We start from the raw sequence: 20045 nt of genomic DNA, 5'->3' as shown, positions 1-20045 counted from the left end.
TCATGCGCTCCAACCCGTTATAAAAAGGAACTTTAGCCGTCAATCCTTAAGCGAAGCTCAAGCCTTCGGAAGTTCCTTCATCGCGCCGCTCCGGGTGAGTTCGGAGAGCGTCTCCTCAATGAATGAGTCGTCCTCAAACGTAGAGAACCACTCTGCGAGCGGCCCCGCAGGCTTTTTGCCGTCCCCGCGCGCGGGCTGCAGGAGACCGTTTCTCGGATCCACGAGGAGCGCGTATACCGCGTCGCGAAGCGTTTTTTCCTTCGGGTCGCAGAGCAGCGCCCAGGCCGTCAGATGCCGTCGTTCATTTTCGAGAATGGGCGCGCAGTAGTCGTATTCGGAAAGCCGGATGAGAATGCGCTCAATCGCCTGGGGGTAGCTGTCGACAGCCCTTGCAAGGTCCTCTTCGGCGACAATGGGGCGGCCGGCCTCGCGCGCGAGCGTGAGTTCCTTCAGAAGCGCGACCCCCGTCAGGAAGTCGTTCCCGAGCATGTAGGTGTCGGCGAAGCGCCCGGAGGTGAGCTGCGGGATGGCGGCCGTCACCGCCGCGCCCGCGAAAACAAGAATCCAGGCAATGTAGAGCCAGAGAAGAAAAACGGGGAATGCCACGAAGGCCCCGTAGATCGAGGAGAGCGTGCCGGCCGTGATGTAGATCTCAAACCCTTCCTTCACGATCTGTCCCGTGACGGCAACGAAAAGCCCGCCGATCAGCGCATGCGCAAAAGGCACCTTGCAGTTTGGGACGAGCTTGAAGAGCACCGCATAGGCGAATGTCTGAAGGAAGATCTGAAAGAAGGCGAAAACCCAGCCGGGGAGACTCACGTCGGTTGAGCCCGCCGCAATGCGGATCGCCTGAGTCGTGAGCGTGATGGAAAGCGCAATGCCGACGGGACCGAGCGTGAGAAGCGCCCAGTAGATCATCGCGCGCTGCGTCCAGGGGCGCATGCGGCGCACATTGAAGATCCGGTTCACCGTCACGAAGAACTTATCGATCATGAGGAGCGCCGTGAGTGACAAGCCCGCCAGACCGAAAGCGCCGAGCCCTGAAGCATGATCGCTGAAGAGCTTCAGGTACTTCATGATCACTTCGCTGTACTGCAGCGGCAGGAAGCTGTTGAAAATCGCGTCCTCGAGCGCTTTTCGGGTATCCGCGAAGCTCGGGAATGCCGCGAAGATCGCAAGCGAAACCGCGAGGAGCGGCACGAGCGACAGAAGCGTCGTGAGCGTCATTGAGGAGGCGACCTCCTGCAGATGGGCTTCCCGCATGCGCGCCACCGCAAAGCTCATGAGGGAGCGCAGGGTGTCGAAAAGGCGGTGGCTGCGGATGGCTTCAATGAATAACGACTTCTGCATGGGCGCGGATCCTTCGGAGTGATGCCTCAAATTATGAAGGAGCCCGGCCCATTAACAAAAGACCCGGAATGCGCGAGAAAGCGCGTCCCGGGTCCTTTTCGTCAGCTGAAAGCCTTCTGCGCCGCCCGCGGCGGGCTGAAGGCCTCGGACTTACTTCGTGAGCGTGATGATGCGGTTCGCATCGAGCACTTCAAAGGCGTCGCCCTTCTTCACGAGGCCGCGGATGTCGGTGAGGTCTGCGGGGAGCCCCAGCACGGACTCAACCGCTTCCTTTGCCACGTCGATCGTGATGAGAACGTTCCAGTTCTTCGAAACCGCGTAGAGCTTGCCGTCTTCCCAGACCATGCCCGTCACGTAGAGTTCGCCGAGCGAGCGGTCCTTCTTCAGCATCGGCGCAGCAGGCGTGAATTCGCCCGAGAGCACCCAGTCGGACTGGAGCGCCTTCGAAATCACGAAGGTCTTCTTGCTCTTGTTGTCGGGAACCGTGGCCGTGTAGATGTAGCGGCCGTCCGTCGCGCTCGAGTGAACGTAGAACATCTTCGCGCGTTCCGTACCGATGCGGGCGCGCCCGAAGCCGCCGACAGCCTCGACGTGGTCGCGGCCGGCCGTAAAGTTGGCCCAGCCCTTCACGTCGTCGGCCTGCGGGTTCTGACGAATGCGCAGAATCGACTTGTTCGAGCCCATGAGGACGTAGGCGTCGTCGTTGAGGGGCGTCACGCCGACGAGATCCAGAACGTTCGCCGAGAACCAGGGGTCCATGGCGGCATGGAACTTGGTCGAGAGGTTGGCATTGAGGAACCAGAAGTCGTACTTCGAGGCAACCACGTATTCGCCGCGGATGAAGGCGACGGTATTGAGCTTGGCGGTGATGCCGGGAACGGCCTTTTCGCCCGAGACCTTGAGTTCGCCCGTGAGTTCAAGAGGCGCATTCTTCGCGTCGTGCTCGAACTTGATGCCGAGCTTCGCCGCATTGGGCGCGTAGGCGAAGTCCGGATCCTTCACGTCGCGGCGGCCGAGGAAGTTTATGCCGTCCCACATGCCGTGCCAGCTCGCGTCGGACCAGTAGATGTACTTGGGATTCCAGGAGAAGCGCCATGGATCGCCCTGACCCCAGTTGGGCGGAAGACCCGTCGTCCAGGCAGCCTGGAAGGCGTTCGAAGCGATGATGAAGCCCACGATGCCGAAGGCAATCTTCATGAAGCCCGTCATCGGACGCCAGGACTTGCCGCGCAGCTCCGCGATGAGCGCATCAAAGCGCGGTGCGAGGAAGCAGGCGAGGCCGAAGAGCATCACGACGCACCAGAAGACGATCTCAGCCCACATCTGGGTGTGGATGCCGAAGATGTCGAGGCCGAAGCCCTGGCCCACGTCGCGGGCGGCGTGGTTGCCGAGGTGGCGGAAGGACGAGTAGAGGCCCATGGCCGCCATGACGAGCATCGTGGCGAGATACTTGGGCTTGAAGCCGTAGCGCACCATGAAGAGCGCCACGACGCCGATGAAGGCCATCTGTTCGCGCTGCCCCCAGCAGAGCGTGCAGGGCGAATCGCCCATGAGGTAGCCGAGAATCAGGTTGGCGATGCCAACGGGCAGAAGAACGATGAGCAGGCCGCCCCAGCAGACGATGTCGTACCAGGTCTTGGCCTTGGCGATGTCCTTATCCGTAATCGGAGCCGAATAGTCCGTCATTCTGTTTTCTCCGATTAAAGGTTCATGCTGCCGAGGATGGCGGTGGAAACGTGGCCGACGTACATGAAGACGACGGAGAACCACGCGACGATGGTGAGGCACCAGGCAAGCTTTTCATTGGCCGGTCTGAACCAGATCAGCATAACGGCGATGAAAAGCATCAAGAGCTGCAGAAACTCCATTGATAGTTTTCCTTTGATGGTTTTGGATCCGGAAGAGGCCTCTCCCGAAAGGTCCGCGAATTCTGCTGGACGCGCCTCAGGGTTTACAACAACATTTACATTTAGTAACGGTGATTTTACTTAGGGACAATCATCTAAAGGAACAACCCGAGAGTGCACTCAAAAGTTTTACAAGAGTTCTTGCCGGAAGCTTTCAGCGGCAAAAAGGCCGGGACATGCCCGGCCTTTTTCAAAATTGCGCCGGCCCTAGAGCCGGCAGCGCTTCAGTTTTTTTGAAGGCTTATTCCTCGAAGGCGCCCTTGACGACGACCTTGCCCTCCGACATGACCTGGCGGCCCTTCATGAAGACTTCCTCGAGCGAGAGCTCCTTGCCGAAAATAAGGAGATCGGCGTCGGCGCCGACCTCGACGCGGCCCTTGCCCTTCAAGCCCAGCGCACTGGCGATCGTGGTCGTCATGGGCTTCAGGGCCTTCTCGAGCCCGAGCTTGTCGGCGAGAAGACGAATGGCCTCGAGGTCGCAGTTGATCGACCCAACGCCGAAGCCCACCATTTCGCCCGCTTCATTGAAGCGCGGCATCGAGCCCTGGCCGTCGGACGAGAACGTGATCCGCTCGAGGGGCACATCCTTTTCAAGGGCGGCGAAGAGCGCATCGGCAGCCGTTCCCTGATAGCAGCCGCCCCCCGTCGTGATGTCGATGTAGCCGCCCGCACGCGCAAAGGCGCAGGCGCGGTCAAAGACATGCGGATGGCGCGCGACGTGGGTGGGACGCATGTGCTTGGCGGGAATGCCGCGACGGATTGCGTATTCGATCGGATCGAAGATGTCGTCGCCCCAGTCGCCGCAGTGAATGTGGAGGAACCCGGTCTTTCCGGTCAGCATGCCGGCCACGCGGATTTCCGCGAGAAGCTTCAGCACCTCGTCGGGCGTCGGGAAGGACGCGCGGTGGTCGCCGAGCGCTATCTTGACGCCGAGGCACTCCGGAATCGTGAAGATGTCCATCTTCGCGCTTCCCGTAATCGTCGTCGCGGGATAGGCGTAGTTGCTCGTCCACATCCAGCCCGAAGCCCCTTCAACCGTGAGGCCGCGCACCTTTGCGAGGAGATTTTCGATCGAGCGCGACATGCTGTCGGTGCCCGAAACGCCGAGGAAGCTCGTGACGCCGCCCTTCACGAGGGAGGAGAAGTTGAGTTCCGGGCAGCGGCTCGCCCAGCCGCCTTCGCCGCCGCCACCGGTGACGTGAATGTGCTGGTCGATCAGGCCCGGCGTCACGGCACGCCCGGCAGCGTCAATCGTTTCCATGCCGGGAATGTTTGGCTCAAGGCGATCAGCGAGGGCGATGATTTTTCCCCCGGCAACAAGAATGTCGCGATGACCGACATGTTCAGGAGCGTAAAGATCCGCGTTGCGGATGAGAGTAGCAATGCTCATTGTTGGGTCTCCGAAAAGAAAGAGGAGGCTCATCGTGGAGCCTCCGGACTGCGCCCAAAGCTGAAAAAGAATATTTTAGTTGCCGCAGAGGACGCGCTGCGGATCACTCAGGAAGGCGCCTGGCTTCATCGTCCTCTGAAGCGTCTTGCGCTCCCGATCCCGTACGTATAGGCGCTGCGGATCGAAAAGAGAAGGTAGAGCGTCACGAGAATCGTGAAGAACGAAATGCCCGCGAGCCCCTGCGTAAAGTTGAAGGGAATGCCGAGAATGAGCATCTTCAGAAGGTCGTCCGCGGGACCCGCCACCCAGATTGCGATGAGCGCCGTCCAGAAAGTCCCCGGGGTCCGCCCGAGCGTGAGGAGCACGAGCGCGAGAATGATGCTCACGGCATTGATGACCGCCGGAAGCGTGCTTTTTATTGCAGGCCACGCATACTGCGCATCCATGCTGATCACGCGCGCGGCCTCGCCTGCCTGGCGCCCGAGGTCGAAGAGCGAAACCGCAGCCTTCGCCGACAGAATTAAGAGGACCACGAGAAGAAGCCCCCCGATGCCCGCGCGGATGCCATCTCCGGCCACCGCCGGCGGAACCGAGCGGCCGACGAGCCAGAGAAAGAAGGCAATCAGGCAGGGAGCGATGGCGGCGAGCAGAAGCCCCATGCCGGTGAAGTGAATGGTTGTGGTTTCGATCATGATTGAATTCAGGATTTATTAAGTTCCCTCGCGCGTTCGTCCGCGCGCCGCTGCGCTTCCGCCACGGCGCGGAGCACTTCCTCGGCATTGGCCGGGTCCTTCAGAACCGGTGCGGACTGACCGGGAGCGTTCAGTTCGCGAAGTATGCCGCAGGGTTCCTTGCCGTCGTGAACGCCCCGGCAATGCGCCTCGAGCTCCATGAGGTGCCCACGGAGTTCCTGCAGATCGGCAATGCGCTCATCGACCTGCTTGAGGTGCTGATGAATCAGCCGATGAGCAAGATCGGCGCCTTCCGGACAGCCGGAATCGAGCGCGCCGAGAAGCGCCCGGATTTCCGAGAGGCCGATGTCGAGATTGCGGCAGTGGCGGATGAAGTCGAGGCGATTGACGTGAATCGCCCCGTACTGGCGGTAATTATTGGCTTCCCGGACCGGCGGCGGAAGAAGTCCGATTTTTTCGTAGTAGCGAATGGTTTCCGGAGTATTGCCGGTGAGCTGCGAGAGATCTCGAATGCGCATTCCTCGTGCCTTTAGCACCGCCCCTCAGGCGATGCGAGAGAATTGAATGATTGGGCTCGAATCGTCAGGCCGCCCGATCGGGATGGCGGCAGCTTCTGGCCGGAGTGTCTGATTATTTTTGCAGACGGGGAAAACGGCGCTTGACATTGTAACGGCTTCAGGGTGTGAAATGACTCTCATCAGTATTTTTCGATGCGTGCAGTCATCCGCACGCAACACCTGTTACAGAGAAGAAGAAGAATGAAGACTCTGACGCTCAATTTCCCGGACATGTGCTGTCCGGCTGAATTTACGCCCTTTGAAGCGGCGGTCCTGAAAGCCGATGAGCGATTCCGCCTCATCCCCGACTACGGCGCCCGCACCGTGCGCATTCTCTTTCCCGAAAATGCCCGGCTTGATGAATCGGGCGTCCTTCAAACGGCCGAAAAGCTCGGACTCGCCTTCAAGCGCCTTGACGAAGTGGTGACCGAGACCGTCCGCATCCGCATTCCGGAAATGGACTGCCCCGTTGAAGCGGGAGAAATCGAGCGCGAGCTCAAGAAAGCCGGACTCGCGGGCTACGCATTCGACATCATGAATCGCGAGCTCATTCTTCCTGCCGACCATGAAATCGTCCTCAAGTCGATCGAGGCCGTAAAGGCGGCGGGCTATGAACCGGACCTCGGCGCCGATGCCGCGCCCTCCGGAAACGTCCGCCTTTCCGTTCCGGAAATGGACTGCCCGGTTGAGGAAGGCGAAATCGACCGGGAATTCAAGAAGCTCGGGCTTTCAGACTATGCCTTTGACGTCATGAACCGAACGGTGACGGTGAAGGCCGTTGACCTTGAAAAGGCGGAGAGCGCCATCAAGGCTGCCGGGTTTGAATCCTCGCGCCTCGACGACATGAAGGTAAGCGGCCCGAAGACGCTCCTTTCGGTGCCCGAAATGGACTGCCCCGTCGAGGCGGGAGAAATCGAGCGCGAATTCAGAAAGGCCGGCATCTCCGGGTACGAACTCAACATCATGAACCGCACGATTGCGGTTCCGTCTGCCCTCACCGACGCCGCGAGAAAGGCGATTGAGACCGCGGGCTACGAATCGACCGTGATGGTTCAGCGCCGGCGCGAAGCGGACTTCGAGGACAAAACGCCCTGGAAGCGCTACTTCCTCGCGCTCGCGATTGCGATCGGCTGCGAATTCTTTGAAATTGCGGCCGACTGGGATGTCGTTCATCTTTCGGAAACGCTCGTCTCCGGCATCACCTTCGTTCTTGCCGTCATTGCGATTGCGCTGGTCGGCCTCACCACCTTCAGAAAGGGCATTCAGTCCGCGATGAAGGGCACCCTCAACATGAACACGCTGATGGCGGTGGCCGTCACCGGGGGCGTCCTGATCGGCGCCTGGCCTGAAGCGGCGATGGTGCTCGTCCTCTTTGAGATTTCCGAAGCGATCGAGCAGCTTTCGATGGCCAAAGCCCGCCGCTCCATCCGCGACCTGATGAGCGTGGCGCCTGAAAAAGCGCTCGTTCGTCAGGAAAACGGCGAGTACGCGGAAATGCGCGTTGAGGAAGTGGGACCGGGCGCAGAAGTGCGCATCGCCCCGGGCGACCGCGTGCCGCTCGACGGCAAAATCATTGAGGGATCGTCCACCTTCGACCAGTCCATGGTGACGGGCGAATCGATGCCGGCAGAAAAAGGTACGGGCGCTACCGTCTGGGCGGGTACGGTGAACCTCTCCTCGACCATCGTCGTCACCGTGACGGCGCCTGCCTCGCAGAGCCTCACGGCCCGGATCATCGAGTCGGTTGAGAATGCTCAGGCCTCGAAATCCCCTGTACAGCGCTTCGTCGACCGCTTTGCGGCGGTCTATACGCCGCTTGTCTTCGTCTTTGCCCTTGCGGTCGCCATCCTCCCGCCCCTCTTCGTCGGCGACTGGCTCGGCTGGCTCTACAAGGCCCTCTGCCTTCTCGTCATTGCCTGCCCCTGCGCGCTCGTGATCTCGACCCCCGTAACGATCGTCTCGGCGCTCGCGACGGCGACCCGCTGCGGCCTCCTCATCAAGGGCGGACTTTTCCTTGAGGAAGCGAGGAAGCTCAAGAACGTCGGTCTTGACAAGACCGGCACGCTCACGAAGGGCGAACCACAGGTTGAGAAAATCGAACTCTTCTCCGGCACGACCCGCGAAAAGGCGCTTGAGCTTGCCGCAAGCCTCGGCGCCATGAACAAGCACCCGCTTTCGGTCGCCATCGTTCAGGAGGCGAGGAAGGAAGGCGTGAAGCTCCATGAGGTGAAGGAATTCACGGCGCTCCCCGGTGCGGGCGTCAAAGGCCGCGTCGGAAGCGGGATGCTTTCGCTCCTCAACTTTGCCTCGGTTGAAAAGGCCGGCCTCTCGACCGATGAAGTCGAGAAGGCCTTCAAGGAAGCCATGGAAAGCGGCCGCTCGAGCGTCGCGCTCGCCGATACCTTCGGCGTTCTGGCCGTCTTTGAGCTCGCCGATGAAATCAAGGAGGATACCCGGATGGGCTTGAGGCAGCTCGCCGCCGAAGGCGTGACGCCCTGGCTTCTCACGGGCGACAACGAACGCGCAGCGCAAGCGCTTGCGGGCGAGCTCGGTCTTGAGAACGTCTCTTCCGACCTCCTTCCGGAAGCGAAGCTCTCGCGCATCCGCGAACTCCAGAAGACGGGGCTCACGGCCATGGTGGGCGATGGCATCAACGATGCGCCTGCACTGGCTCAGGCCGACATCGGCATTGCCATGGGCGTGCGCGGCACCGACAGCGCGATTGAAGCGGCCGACATCGCCGTGATGGACGACCGGATCTCGTCGGTTGCCACCCTCGTCAGACTCTCGCGGATGACGCATTCGGTGCTCGTTCAGAACATCGCCTTTGCGCTCGGCATCAAGGTGATCTTCACGATTCTTGCGCTCTGCGGCATGGCGACGATGTGGATGGCGGTCTTTGCCGATACGGGCACCTGCCTTATTGTGGTGGCCAACGGCATGCGCATGATGCGCGCAAAGCCGAAGCTCGACCGCATGGCGGCTGCTGTTGAGGCGCAAGCCCGTTAAACACGTCCGCCCGACAAGCCGTTTCCAAATTTCTTCTTTTGACGCCTGCGGAAAGCCATTCCGCAGGCGTTTTTCCATCTCGCTTTTGGGCTATTCTTTTCCTTAGAGTTTTCCGCGGGCACGCGCTTTACGCCTTCGCCCGCCATTTTTCTCTTCCTATCCTCCGATGACCGATCCTCTCAATCTTGAACCGCCTGACGGCGACTACGTCCGCTACATTGAGTCCCTGCAGACGCGGGGCGCCGGCGCACTGAAGCCCCTTGAGCCCGAGGACTTCATTGAGGGAACGGAAGCGCCGAAAAACTCAGAGGCCAGGCTCAAAAAGCTCCTCAGGACCCTTCACATTCCCGGAACCTCCGGCGAAGATGAGAGCCGCAGGAAGGCGCTCGCACGCATGGAGGAGGCAAGCCGCGGCGCCGATCAATCCCCGGCGGCGCTCCCCGCAAAGAAAGCAAAGGTTGATCCTGCGCTCAAGTTTGTTTCCACTTCGTTTGCGATGTTCGGCCTCATCGGCATCATTGCCGGCGCCGATTCCGGAGAAGAAGCCCCCATCATCTTCGGCGTTTTCGCCATTCTCATTTCAGCATTTCTCCAGCTCAACGGCCGCTTCGGCTCCCAGGCGCGCACAAGCGTCCCCAGAAGACCGCGCGGCGACAGACGCTGAAGCCTCCGGCGCTAATCACTTTCGCTTATTTCCTCAATCGAATCCTCAAGAGAAGCGCTTTTTCCCGTGCTGACGATTGGACAGCCCGCCCATGGGCGTGCCAAAGTCTCCATCACCACAGTCGAATAGAGGCGCAGCGCGGATGATGGCCGCTCAATGGGGGCACCCGATTGAGAGCGTTCCGGAGGCCAAGCTGCCGAAACCAGCAGACAGGCATGTCTGCTTGAGGTTGGGCGCCGGCGGAAAACGCCGGCGACTCCTGGAAGATCATCAGATCTTCCGGAGGCGCTATCGGCGGCGATGCTTTGACTTTTTTCGTCATTGAGCTTCTCCTCCTTTTTCAAGCGCTCTTCGTTTTCCGATCGTGAGCGCACTTTGACGGAAGGAGACGTCCGCCAGGGGGAAGCGCATCCCGCGCGAAAGGCAATTCTGAAGAGGCTCCGGAAAAGGCATCGGAGACGCGTCGGCACAACCACGAAAAGATCTCGGAGCTGCACCCGCTGAAAAGCATGAGCGGTGCGGCTCTTTTCGTTTGCGCGCTTTCTCCCCATCTTTCCCTTCATTTCTCCAGAATAAAAATGACTACACCCACACCTGCTCCGGAATCTGCATCCTCTGCTCAGCAGGGCGGCATGAAGCGCGAGGTCGGCCTTTTCGGCGGCATATCCGTGCTTGCCGGCATCATGGTCGGTTCCGGCATCTTCTACATCGGCGGCATCGTGCTCCAGCGTGCCGGCGACAACCTTGGCCTCGCGCTGCTCGTCTGGGCAATCGGCGGCCTCATCACGCTCCTTTCGGGCATCTGCTTTGCCGAACTCGGCGCCATGATGCCGAAAGCCGGCGGCTATTACGTCTACCTGCGCGAAGCCTACGGCGAACGCGTCGCCTTCATGTGCGGCATCACGAACTTCTTCCTTTCGTCCTCGGGCTCAATTTCGGCGCTCGCGCTTGCCTTTGCGGCAGCGATTTCGAGCATGTATCCGCTCGACGACCTGGTGCAGAAGGCGATCGCCCTCGTGTCGATCGTGGTGCTCTCTCTCATCAACATGCGCGGCATCAAGCTGGGCTCCATGGTGCAGAACGTCTTCATGGTTCTGAAGCTTCTGCCGATTCTGCTCATCATCGTCTGCGGCCTCTTCATGGGCAAGGAGTCTCCGGACCTCTTCCATTTCCCGGCGGAAGCCCCGTCCCTCACGTCGATCCTCTCCATGATGGCCTTTGCGGTGCTCGCCACGCTCTGGGCCTATGAAGGGTGGACGAACCTCAACACCGTCGCCGAAGAAATGAAGAACCCGAAGCGGAACCTCCCGCTCGCTCTCATTCTTTCGATCGTGGGCGTTGCAGTTCTCTACGTGGTCTTCAACTACTCCGTCTACCGCGTGCTTCCCTACGACGCCATTCTTGAAATGGTGAAGAACGGGAACTTCTACCTCGGCACGGCGGCTGCCGAAACGCTCTTCGGCGTCACCGGCATGGCAATCGTCGGCACGGCGATGATGCTCGCCATCTTCAATTCGCTCAATGGCTGCATCATGGTCTTCCCGCGCATGTACTACGCGATGGCCCGCGACGGCGCCCTCTTCAAGAGCCTCGCCAAGCTCCATCCGACCTACCGCACGCCGATCAACGCGCAGCTCGCCTCCATGGTGATGGCGATGATCCTCGTCTGCTCGCGCTCGCTCTCCGAACTCACCAGCCTCGTCGCGATCTGCGGCCTCATCTTCCACGGCATGACCTTCCTCTCCGTGATCGTGCTGCGCCGCAAGTACCCGACGATGGAACGTCCCTACAAGGTCTGGCTCTATCCGTTCTCGATCATCCTGGTGCTGATCTTCATGCTCGCGCTCATCATCAACACCATCTGGCAGGATCCGGTGACGGCCGCCCTCGGCCTCATTGTTCCGATCCTCGGCCTCGGCATCTACGAAATTCTTTTCCGCAAGAGCCACGAAGCCGTGACGGGCAAAAAGGACTAAAACCTTTCCTGCAGCTTCAGAGCGCAGAATCCCCGGCGCTCTGAAGCGCTTCGGAAACAGAAACCGTTTTTCTAAAAAAATCCCTTAAGGATTCCAGAAATCATGTCTTCAATGCTTATCCGCAACGCGCATGCTTATGTCGAGCGCGGCCATTTTGAAGAAGCTCTCCTCATTGAGGACGGCATCATCCGCGCCGTCGGCAGCGAAGCCGCTCTGAGGGCCGAGGCCCCCGGCGACGTCAAGGTCTGGGATGCCAAAGGCAGAACCATCGTTCCGGGCTTCATCGATTCGCACCAGCACCTGCTCAACACGGGCGTGATGCTCTCCGACGTGCGTCTGCAGAATGCGAAGAGCATTGCCGACGTGAAGCGCATCACCCGCGAATACATTGAGGAAAGAAAGCCCGCTCCGGGCACCGTTCTTCACGGCATGGGCTGGAACCAGGACTACTTCACGGACGAAGCGCGCATGCTCACGAGGGACGACCTCGACGCCATCACGACGGAATATCCGCTGGTGTTCGAGCGCGCCTGCGGCCACATGCTCACAGCCAACTCCGCCGCGCTCGCGCGCGCCGGGGTCGACGAATCGATTGTGGCGCCCGAAGGCGGCTCGATCGAGCGCGATGCGAACGGCAGACTCAACGGCATCTTCACGGAAAACGCCAGAGCACCGCTTCTCATGCTCTTCAGAAACCGCACGGCCGACGAGGACGTCGCGCTCATCCGCACGGCGATGCGCCATGCAGCCGAATGCGGCGTCACTTCTGTTCATACCTGCGACGTCCGCGGCGGTACCTGGGAAACCGTGATTGAAGCCTACAACCGCGTGATGGCCGATCATCCGCTCGTGCGCGTCTGGCATCAGTCGAGCTTCCAGTCGAGCATGGAGGACTACAAGCGCTTCCTCGCCGCCGGCCACGTCATGGGATCCGGCAACGCGCTTCATCGCTTCGGCCCCCTGAAGCTCTTCGTCGACGGCAGCCTCGGCGCCCGCACGGCCTTCATGCGCAAGCCCTATCACGACGATCCCTCGACGGTCGGCATCCCGACCATGACGCCCGAAGAGATCAGCGAGTTCGTGAATGTGGCCGCTGACCACAACTGCGGCGTCGTGACGCACGCGATCGGCGACGGCGCGATTGAAAGAATCCTCGACGCCTACGATGCGACGCTCTCGGGCTCGAATCCGCTCCGCCACGGCGTCATTCACATCCAGATCACCGACCGCCCGCTCCTCGAGCGCTTCACGAAGAACGGCATTCTCGCCCTCGTGCAGCCGATCTTCCTTCACTACGACACGAAGATCGTCGAGGACCGCGTCGGGAAGGACCTCGCCGCCACCTCCTACGCCTTCGGCACGCTGAAGAAGCTCGGCGTTCACATGTCCTTTGGCACCGACTCCCCGATCGAAGACATGAACCCGATCGACAACCTCTACTGCGCCGTCAACCGCCGCCGCCTCGACGGAACGCCCGAAGGGGGCTTCCATCCTGAGGAATGCGTCGACATTTACGACGCCGTCGACGCCTACACGATTGAAGGCGCCTACGCGAGCTTTGAGGAAAAGGTGAAGGGCCGCCTCCTCCCCGGCTACTACGCCGACCTCGTGGTGCTCTCGGAAAACATCTTTGAGATGGATCCCCTGAAGCTTCGCGAGACAAAGGTCGACGCCACCATGATGAACGGCGAATTCGTTTTTGAACGCCAGGGCGCCTGAAGACGCTTCTGACAGAAAACCCGCATGGGACGCCAATCCTCATGCGGGTTTTCTTTTTTCTCGATCAGCCAATCAAGCGCTGCCGAATCGGATGCCGCCGTCATCGGAAAGCCTCACAATCCGTCTCGTCATCCGGCCGCCTGCGAGGACGCGCTCGTCGATCAGCGCTTCCGCGCGCCTCAAATTCGTGAGCAGCTCGTCTTCCCGGGAGGACCCTTTCTTTCGCGCAGCCCAAACGACTGCGCGGCGGACCGCCTCGGCGGAGGCGCGCATGCCCGGAAGGTAATCGCCCGAAGCAATGGTGCGCGAGAGGAGAAGCATCAGGAGAAGATGGTCGAGGACCAGCGCGCGCCCAACGCGCGGATCTTCGGACGCTTCGGTATTTTCCTGGTCGAACGCCTTGTCGCTCTCTTCAATCGCCTGACGGAGGTCCTCGAGGACCGCTTCGAGCCGCCCCGGCGAGTCTCTCCAGACTTCCGGAGAGATTTCCGGAAGCGCCGCAATGAACCCGGGAAGCTTTTCGTCCTGAGCGCCTTCGCCTTCGCGCGTTCTGCGCGCACCAAGAAGCTCCTCAACCAAAACCGACTCTTCCCGGAAGAGCTTCTGAAGAGAACCCGCGCCCGCATCCGCCTTCGGAAGCAGCGCCTTCAGTTCGCGAGCAAAGACTTCTGCCGAAATGTCCGCAACGGGCGCCGCCTCCCCCATCGGACATCCTTTTTCATCGCGGGCGAGAAGCTTCAAAGCCCCGGCTGCAGCCTGCGTTTTGCCGGAGGTCTCCTCAGGAACCGCAATCATCCAGGTGCGTTCTGCGAGTTCATCGTCAGGCTCGTGCGCAAGCGCGCCGAGACGATCCGCAATGAGACGAAGCGCCTTCCCCTCTGGCTTTATTTCCGCTCCCTCGCACGGGATCATGTCGTCAAACCGATCGCATCGCTGAATGAGCGCAACGGGCGCCTCTCCTCCTTCGGCGCAGAAGGCCAAAAGGGACGGCCGGCCGGGCCCCATGATTTCGGGCTTTCGGGGCGGAGGCGGAACCTCGACTTTCGGCAGTCCCCTATTCTCCCGGCGCGCCGCAATCCGCTCCCGGCGGGGCGAAGCTTCCGACGAAGCGCTCTCCGACCGGCGCTTCTGGGGAAGCGCCTTCCTTGAGAAGACCCTGCGGAGCGCCAGAACGCCGAAAGCCGCGCCGGCAAAGGCAATGAAAAGCCAGGTAATGATTTCAGAGTCAAATTGGTTCATGGTTCCTGACGCTTGGGCGAGCAGACGAGTAGGCAAAGCTGCAGGGATTCTACCGGGCAGTGCGGAATCCGGAAATGACAATCACAACTTCCATCCTTTTGTCTATGGCCGAACGCAGTCTGATCGCTAAATTTATGATCGATACTTTGCTTAAATCAAATAGAATCCGTGGTTCCTCGGGTACCATTCAGTCAGATACCCTACAGAAGCGCTTTCGCCCGGCCTGCCGGTGCCTCCCGCCCCATTGAGATAAAGAACATCGTGACGACAAAAAAGAAAACAGTCATTGAACCTCTGAAGCAGACCGTGAAGCTTGCCAACGGCGTGGAAATGCCCACGATCGGTTTCGGCACGTGGCAGATTCCCATCAACGAGCACTTCCAGAGCACCATTCAGACGGCAATCCAGCTCGGCTACCGTCACTTCGATACGGCGCAGATCTACAACAACGCCGCGCTCATCGGCGACGTCATCCGCGAATCCGGCATTCCTCGTTCGGAATTCTTCCTGACGAGCAAGATCTGGGCATCCCACCGCTCATTCGAGAGCGCAGAGGACGCCTACGCGATGATTCTCGAGCAGCTGCAGGTCGACTACCTTGACCTCCTCCTCATTCACTGGCCGGCCGCCCAGGGCGAACCCATGGTCTGGCAGGCGCAGAACGCGGGCACCTGGCGCGCCTTTGAAAAGATCTACAAGGCCGGAGCCGTCCGCGCCATCGGCGTTTCCAACTTCCTCCCGCACCACCTCGTGCCGCTCCTCGCCCGCGCGAAGGTGAAGCCCATGGTGAATCAGCTTGAGATTCATCCCGGCTACCCGCAGCGCGCCGCGCTCCGCTTCTGCATGGATCACGGCATCCTCGTTCAGGCCTGGAGCCCGCTCGGCCGCGGCACGCTGCTGCGTCACCCGACGCTCGAGAAAATTGCCTCTGCCCACGGCGTCACGCCCGCACAGGTTGCGCTTCGCTGGTGCCTCGAGCTCGGCATTGCCCCGATTCCGAAGGCCACGGACTTCCACCACCAGAAGGAAGACCTCGACATTTTCGGGTTCGAGCTCACCCCTGAAGAGCGCGACGAACTCACGCTCATGCCTCAGACGGCGTTCTCGGGACTTCATCCCGATACCGTGACCTTCTGACCGCGCATCCTGCAAGCGGCCAGACGGAAAAACCGGCGGTTCCTCATCAGGAATTCGCCGGTTTTTTTGATTGTGTTGCCCGCAGCTCGACGCCTGAAATTCGTTTCAGGTTCTCAGGCGCGAGCAGACTTCAGTTTGATCAGAAGGCCGGAACCACGGCGCCCTGATACTTCTCCTCGAGGAACTTCTTGAGTTCAGGCGTGGAAAGCGCGGCCTTGAGCTTCTGGAGCTCGGCGCGGTTCTCGTCGCCCGCACGGATCGCAACGATGTTGGCGTAGGGCGAATCCTTCGATTCAATCGCGATCGCATCCTTCACGGGATTGAGGTTCGCAGAAAGCGCGAAGTTGGAATTGATGACGGCAAGCGCAACGTCATCGAGCGCGCGCGGAAGCTGCGCGGCTTCAACTTCAACGAAATCGAGCTTCTTCGGATTTTCGGTGATGTCGTTCTTCGTGGCGAGGACGCCCGCTTCCGGACGAACCTTGATGAGGCCCGCGGATTCAAGGACCTTGAGTGCACGGCCGCCGTTCGTCGGGTCGTTCGGAATGCCGACCTTGGCGCCTTCCGGCGTATCGGCGATATTCTTCACGGTCTTCGAATAGACGCCCATCGGTTCAATGTGCACGGCGCAGAGCACGGCGAGCGAAAGCTTATGCTCCTTCGCGAACGTGTCAAGGTAGGGCTTATGCTGGAAGAAGTTGGCGTCGAGCTCCTTCTCGGCAAGGGCCAGATTCGGCTGCACGTAGTCGTTGAACTCAATCACCTTCACCTTGACGCCTTCCTTCTCAAGCTGAGGCGCGACAAAGTTGATGATGTCGGCGTGCGGAACCGGAGAGACGCCCACCTTGAGCGTAACCGTCTGAGGCGCCGCATCCGCCTTCGTCTGGGCGGGAGCGCCCTTGTCGCCGCAGCCGGCAAGACCGACAGCGAGGCCGGCGGAAAGAGCGAGGGAAGCAAAAAGCCTGGTGAACTGCATGGGAAATCCTTTTGGTCAGGTATGCCCGTTTCACACCGCCCTGGAGCAGAGGAAACAAGCTTTTTTAAATCTTTGAAAACGTCTTCGGTCCGCATCGGAAAGAGGATTTTCCGATTCATTCCCGGATAAGAGATAAGGAGCTCCGCGAGCTCTGGGGAGACAATCCGGAAGGACTCGAATGTGAGATACACCCCCTCGGGGCTGTGATGAGAGGAAGTTTACCCGGCAGAGAAAAAATGCCGCCGGGTAATACCTCAAAACCGAGGGTAACCTCTAATCGACGCCCGGACTCTCAGTCAAAGAGATCGCGCGCGAGCTTCATCGGGCAGAACTGCGGCCCGCACATGCTGCAGAAATGCGCTTCTCGCGCGCCGCTCCCCGAGAGGGTCTCATCGTGAAATGCCGCCGCTCTTGCCGGATCCACTGAGAGCGCAAACTGATCGTTCCAGCGGAATTCAAAGCGCGCCGAGCTCATGGCGAGGTCCCGCAGATCTGCTCCGGGAATGCCGCGGGCGAGATCCGCCGCATGGGCGGCAATCCGGAAGGCGGCCATGCCTTCGCGCACGTCCGCCGCATCGGGGAGTCCGAGATGCTCCTTCGGAGTCACGTAGCAGAGCATGGCCGTGCCGGCAGCACCGATCAGCGCGCCGCCGATCGCCGCCGTGATGTGGTCGTACCCGGCGCCCATGTCGGTGACGAGGGGCCCGAGCGTATAGAAGGGCGCCCGGCTGCACCACTCGTCCTCGAGCTGCTGATTGAGCTCAACCTTCGGGAGCACGATGTGTCCCGGCCCCTCAATCATCACCTGCACGCCCGCTTCCGCGGCCCGGCGGTTGAGTTCGCCCAGGGTCTTCAGTTCCGCAAACTGCGCTTTGTCGCAGCCGTCATGGACGGACCCGGAGCGAAGCCCGTCGCCTAAGGAGAGCGTCACGTCGTAGCGGCGCGCAATTTCAAGAATTTCGTCGAAATGAAGGTAGAGGAAGTTTTCCTCCCTTTTCGCATGCATCCAGGCAGCAAGAAGGCCGCCCCCGCGGGAGACGATTCCGGTAAGACGATCCTTGGTGAGCGCCACGTGGTCCCTGAGCACCCCCGCATGGATCGTCATGTAGTCAACGCCCTGCTTCGCCTGGGCTTCCATAACGTCGCGGAAATGCTCCCAGGTGAGGTCTTCCGGCTTCCCGGCGCGCTCGAGCGCTTCATAGATCGGCACCGTGCCCACGGGAACCGGAGAGCTCCTCAGGAGCGCCTCCCGGGTTTCCACAATATGCGCGCCGGTCGAGAGATCCATCACCGTGTCCGCGCCGCAGAAGAGCGCTTCGCGGAGCTTCCCGATTTCCTCGTGCCAGTCCTTCGAAATTGAGGACGTGCCGATATTGGCGTTCACCTTCGTGGCGAACGCCCGCCCGATGGCCATGGGTTCGGCTTCAGGGTGGCGGAAGTTGAGGGGAATCACGGCTTCGCGCGCGGCGACGAGCGCCCTCACGTCTTCCGGCGTAAAGCGCTTTGCCTTTGCTGAGCGCTCGTAGAGCGCCTTCGCCTTCGGGTTCCCGATCGCCGCCAATTCTTCAATCAGCGCGTCGCGCCTGAGATTCTCGCGTTCGGCCACAAAGGACATCTCGGGCGTAATGACCCCCGCCTTTGCCGCTTCGTACTGCGTCGGAGACCCGGGAGCCGGCCGCGTGCGCCTGCGGGGCGACCCCGTCCCGTCGCCTTCGCCGAAGGGTCCCGTCACGTCTGCGAGAAAAATTGCGGGCTGCCTGCCGCCTCCGAAGGCTGCGGGCGTGGGCGCAAGATCAATCCGCCGGAAGGGTACCGGCTCACCGTCCTGAGACTTCCCGTAGACGCGGATGCCGGGGAGCCTCCCCGCAAAAAGACGGTCGCAGGGGGATGCTTCCCGCTGCGGAACAACTCTCGGAATCTGCGGCTTCACATTCGTCACAGCGCTTCTCCAAAAAAGAAAACGATTTCAAAGCACTGTGCCGGAGGGAATGCAGCCAAGCCTTTCTTCAGGCGAAGAACTTCTGCATTTCTGAAAGCGCTTCTCGCCGCAGGTATGAACCTGATCCGATGTTGGGAGTGTCTCTCAACCGCTGCTTCTTCTCCGAAAAGGAAGGGAAGCCTGCGGTACCTCCAGCGCACTGCTCGTAAACAATTTTAAGCGTTCGGACTGCCGTCCGTCCGCCGGGTGGTTATTCTCCGGAACCTGATGCCTGCCAGGAAGGAACGCTCCGGAAGGTTTTCGCGGCAGCGGGCGGCTCGACGGAAGCCGAGGGCACGTTGTCGCCTGCCGCCGGGCGATTGCGGTGAGCGAGCTTCGAGAAAAGCTCCTGCACGTAGGCTTCAACCGCATTCACCGTGAGGGCGCGGCCTGCGGGCGCACGACCCGCCGCGTCGACGCGAGGAATGCCGTGCTCGAAGGTCTGAAAGCGAATGACGCTCACGAGCCCGTCCTCAGAGGGGACGTCGTATGTGAGCACAAAAGGACAGGCCATGGGCCCGGTCCCGGATGGGAGGCGCTTTACCTCGACCCCGGCCTTCTTCAGCCCCGACTCAATGGCGTCCGGAAGCTTCGGGCTCTTCACGGCGTCGTTCTCGAGGAGGCAGACCGAGCGGTAGGAAACGGGAGCAAAATCGGCCGTCTCATCGACGCGCCCGGTTGTTCCGGATGCGCAGCCGACAAGTGATGCGGCAAGAATCGCTGCCGGAATTGCCTTCGAAAAAAGCACGGTGAAACCTCTCGGAAATAGAGTCATGGAAACATTGGAAAGCGCAACCCCGGCGAACGGGGTCTTCTGCGCCCGGTGCGAAAGAATAGCGTTTTTCAGCGGGCAAGCCCGGCGGAAATGCGGTCCCAGCCGCGGGACTTTCCGCTCGCGCGTTCAATATCGACGCGCCAGATCGTGATGGCGCGGCCGCCCTCCGCGTAGTAGGCCTCGGCTTTTTCCTTCCCGGCCTCCCGGGCATGGCGCGCGCAGATGAGAAGCGCCGCATGCCGACGCTCATCCTCGTCCATGACGAGGCAGGCCCGTCCCGCCACGACGGCGCTCGCATAGTCGACGGTGAATTCAAGGGGCAGCGTTTTCTGGGACGCAACAAAGCAGAGCGACACCTTCGGATTCTCGAGCATGTTGTCGGCCTTTCTGCTCAGGGCGCGCGTCGAGTGGAAATAAAGGTGCTTCTCGCCCTCGAGCACCGGACTCACCGGAACGCCGTAGGGGTATCCGGCTTCATCCACGGTGGAAAGAACGGCATAGTCGGCATTCTCGATGACGCGGAGCGTATCGGTGAAGGAAAGCTCGCGGTCGCGCCGGCGCATGGGGCGCTCCGTCCTGCCGTCTTCCTCGAGAAAATCTGAAGCGTGTTCTTCCTGCAGCATCTTTTGTCCCAATCTGATGAGAGCGGGTACTCTCAAATTAATTGCATCGTATA

The 20045-nt window shown here is 60.7% G+C and carries 16 protein-coding genes and 1 riboswitch; of the genes, 5 read left to right on the top strand and 11 right to left on the bottom strand.

Annotation, left to right across the window (positions count from 1 at the left end; translation table 11 throughout):
• Positions 1-57: 57 nt before the first annotated feature.
• The 6 genes from FG381_RS11540 to FG381_RS11515 form a co-directional block, all read right to left on the bottom strand.
• Positions 58-1350: a YihY family inner membrane protein gene (locus tag FG381_RS11540; protein WP_139688925.1), complete on the bottom strand. Its 1293-nt coding sequence runs from the start codon at positions 1348-1350 to the stop codon at positions 58-60.
• Between the two features lie 150 nt (positions 1351-1500).
• Positions 1501-3036 carry a disulfide bond formation protein DsbI gene (gene dsbI / locus FG381_RS11535; RefSeq protein ID WP_139688924.1) on the bottom strand — a complete coding sequence of 512 codons (1536 nt, stop codon included), beginning with the start codon at positions 3034-3036 and terminating at the stop codon, positions 1501-1503.
• 14 nt (positions 3037-3050) lie between these two features.
• The gene (dba, locus tag FG381_RS11530) at positions 3051-3218 is read right to left on the bottom strand and encodes a disulfide bond formation protein Dba (RefSeq protein WP_139688923.1); all 168 of its coding nucleotides are present in this window, start codon (positions 3216-3218) and stop codon (positions 3051-3053) included.
• Positions 3219-3498: 280 nt separating this feature from the next.
• Entirely contained in the window at positions 3499-4647 is a 1149-nt protein-coding gene (iadA, locus tag FG381_RS11525; RefSeq protein WP_139688922.1) for a beta-aspartyl-peptidase, read from the bottom strand.
• Positions 4648-4772: 125 nt separating this feature from the next.
• Positions 4773-5339 (bottom strand): hypothetical protein, encoded by a 567-nt coding sequence (locus FG381_RS11520; RefSeq protein ID WP_226960287.1) that lies wholly within the window; start codon positions 5337-5339, stop codon positions 4773-4775.
• 8 nt (positions 5340-5347) lie between these two features.
• Positions 5348-5857, bottom strand: coding sequence for a MerR family transcriptional regulator (locus tag FG381_RS11515; protein ID WP_139688921.1), 510 nt, complete (start codon positions 5855-5857; stop codon positions 5348-5350).
• Positions 5858-6097: 240 nt separating this feature from the next.
• Here FG381_RS11515 and FG381_RS11510 point away from each other — a divergent pair, with 240 nt between their 5' ends.
• The 4 genes from FG381_RS11510 to FG381_RS11495 all read left to right on the top strand — a co-directional run bounded on the left by FG381_RS11510 (position 6098) and on the right by FG381_RS11495 (position 13264).
• Complete coding sequence (locus tag FG381_RS11510; protein ID WP_139688920.1) at positions 6098-8905, top strand: heavy metal translocating P-type ATPase; 2808 nt, start codon at positions 6098-6100, stop codon at positions 8903-8905.
• 166 nt (positions 8906-9071) lie between these two features.
• Positions 9072-9569 carry a hypothetical protein gene (locus FG381_RS11505; RefSeq protein WP_139688919.1) on the top strand — a complete coding sequence of 166 codons (498 nt, stop codon included), beginning with the start codon at positions 9072-9074 and terminating at the stop codon, positions 9567-9569.
• A 118-nt stretch (positions 9570-9687) separates the two neighbouring features.
• Positions 9688-9868, top strand: a riboswitch (Lysine riboswitch).
• Positions 9869-10147: 279 nt separating this feature from the next.
• Positions 10148-11545: an APC family permease gene (locus FG381_RS11500; RefSeq protein WP_139688918.1), complete on the top strand. Its 1398-nt coding sequence runs from the start codon at positions 10148-10150 to the stop codon at positions 11543-11545.
• Between the two features lie 102 nt (positions 11546-11647).
• Positions 11648-13264 carry an amidohydrolase gene (locus tag FG381_RS11495; RefSeq protein WP_139688917.1) on the top strand — a complete coding sequence of 539 codons (1617 nt, stop codon included), beginning with the start codon at positions 11648-11650 and terminating at the stop codon, positions 13262-13264.
• Between the two features lie 72 nt (positions 13265-13336).
• On the opposite strand, the gene FG381_RS11490 is transcribed toward FG381_RS11495, so the two are convergent.
• Complete coding sequence (locus tag FG381_RS11490; RefSeq protein WP_139688916.1) at positions 13337-14503, bottom strand: hypothetical protein; 1167 nt, start codon at positions 14501-14503, stop codon at positions 13337-13339.
• Positions 14504-14764: 261 nt separating this feature from the next.
• Between FG381_RS11490 and FG381_RS11485 the strand changes: the two genes are divergently transcribed.
• On the top strand, positions 14765-15640 hold the full coding sequence (locus FG381_RS11485; RefSeq protein WP_226960286.1) for an aldo/keto reductase: 876 nt from the start codon (positions 14765-14767) through the stop codon (positions 15638-15640).
• Positions 15641-15779: 139 nt separating this feature from the next.
• On the opposite strand, the gene FG381_RS11480 is transcribed toward FG381_RS11485, so the two are convergent.
• The 4 genes from FG381_RS11480 to FG381_RS11465 form a co-directional block, all read right to left on the bottom strand.
• Positions 15780-16616, bottom strand: a complete 837-nt coding sequence (locus FG381_RS11480; RefSeq protein WP_139688915.1) for a MetQ/NlpA family ABC transporter substrate-binding protein — start codon at positions 16614-16616, stop codon at positions 15780-15782.
• A 292-nt stretch (positions 16617-16908) separates the two neighbouring features.
• A complete protein-coding gene (gene thiC, locus FG381_RS11475) occupies positions 16909-18555 on the bottom strand; it encodes a phosphomethylpyrimidine synthase ThiC (protein WP_139688914.1) in 1647 nt (548 codons plus the stop codon).
• 250 nt (positions 18556-18805) lie between these two features.
• Positions 18806-19342: a hypothetical protein gene (locus tag FG381_RS11470; RefSeq protein WP_174857869.1), complete on the bottom strand. Its 537-nt coding sequence runs from the start codon at positions 19340-19342 to the stop codon at positions 18806-18808.
• Between the two features lie 95 nt (positions 19343-19437).
• Positions 19438-19992, bottom strand: coding sequence for a pyridoxamine 5'-phosphate oxidase family protein (locus FG381_RS11465; protein WP_139688913.1), 555 nt, complete (start codon positions 19990-19992; stop codon positions 19438-19440).
• Between the last annotated feature and the right edge of the window lie 53 nt (positions 19993-20045).

The organism is Sutterella faecalis (assembly GCF_006337085.1).
Classification (GTDB): Bacteria; Pseudomonadota; Gammaproteobacteria; order Burkholderiales; family Burkholderiaceae_F; genus Sutterella; species Sutterella faecalis.
The sequence above is the reverse complement of the archived record's forward strand: the minus strand, read 5'-3'. Positions and strand labels throughout refer to the sequence as shown.

Excerpts from the sequence above, each read along its gene's own strand:
- FG381_RS11505 (WP_139688919.1), top strand. The coding sequence starts at position 9,072 with ATGACCGATCCTCTCAATCTTGAACCGCCTGACGGCGACTACGTCCGC.
- FG381_RS11540 (WP_139688925.1), bottom strand. The coding sequence starts at position 1,350 with ATGCAGAAGTCGTTATTCATTGAAGCCATCCGCAGCCACCGCCTTTTC.
- dsbI (WP_139688924.1), bottom strand. The coding sequence starts at position 3,036 with ATGACGGACTATTCGGCTCCGATTACGGATAAGGACATCGCCAAGGCC.
- FG381_RS11500 (WP_139688918.1), top strand. The coding sequence starts at position 10,148 with ATGACTACACCCACACCTGCTCCGGAATCTGCATCCTCTGCTCAGCAG.
- iadA (WP_139688922.1), bottom strand. The coding sequence starts at position 4,647 with ATGAGCATTGCTACTCTCATCCGCAACGCGGATCTTTACGCTCCTGAA.
- FG381_RS11495 (WP_139688917.1), top strand. The coding sequence starts at position 11,648 with ATGTCTTCAATGCTTATCCGCAACGCGCATGCTTATGTCGAGCGCGGC.
- FG381_RS11520 (WP_226960287.1), bottom strand. The coding sequence starts at position 5,339 with ATGATCGAAACCACAACCATTCACTTCACCGGCATGGGGCTTCTGCTC.
- FG381_RS11510 (WP_139688920.1), top strand. The coding sequence starts at position 6,098 with ATGAAGACTCTGACGCTCAATTTCCCGGACATGTGCTGTCCGGCTGAA.
- FG381_RS11515 (WP_139688921.1), bottom strand. The coding sequence starts at position 5,857 with ATGCGCATTCGAGATCTCTCGCAGCTCACCGGCAATACTCCGGAAACC.
- dba (WP_139688923.1), bottom strand. The coding sequence starts at position 3,218 with ATGGAGTTTCTGCAGCTCTTGATGCTTTTCATCGCCGTTATGCTGATC.
- FG381_RS11480 (WP_139688915.1), bottom strand. The coding sequence starts at position 16,616 with ATGCAGTTCACCAGGCTTTTTGCTTCCCTCGCTCTTTCCGCCGGCCTC.
- FG381_RS11490 (WP_139688916.1), bottom strand. The coding sequence starts at position 14,503 with ATGAACCAATTTGACTCTGAAATCATTACCTGGCTTTTCATTGCCTTT.
- FG381_RS11465 (WP_139688913.1), bottom strand. The coding sequence starts at position 19,992 with ATGCTGCAGGAAGAACACGCTTCAGATTTTCTCGAGGAAGACGGCAGG.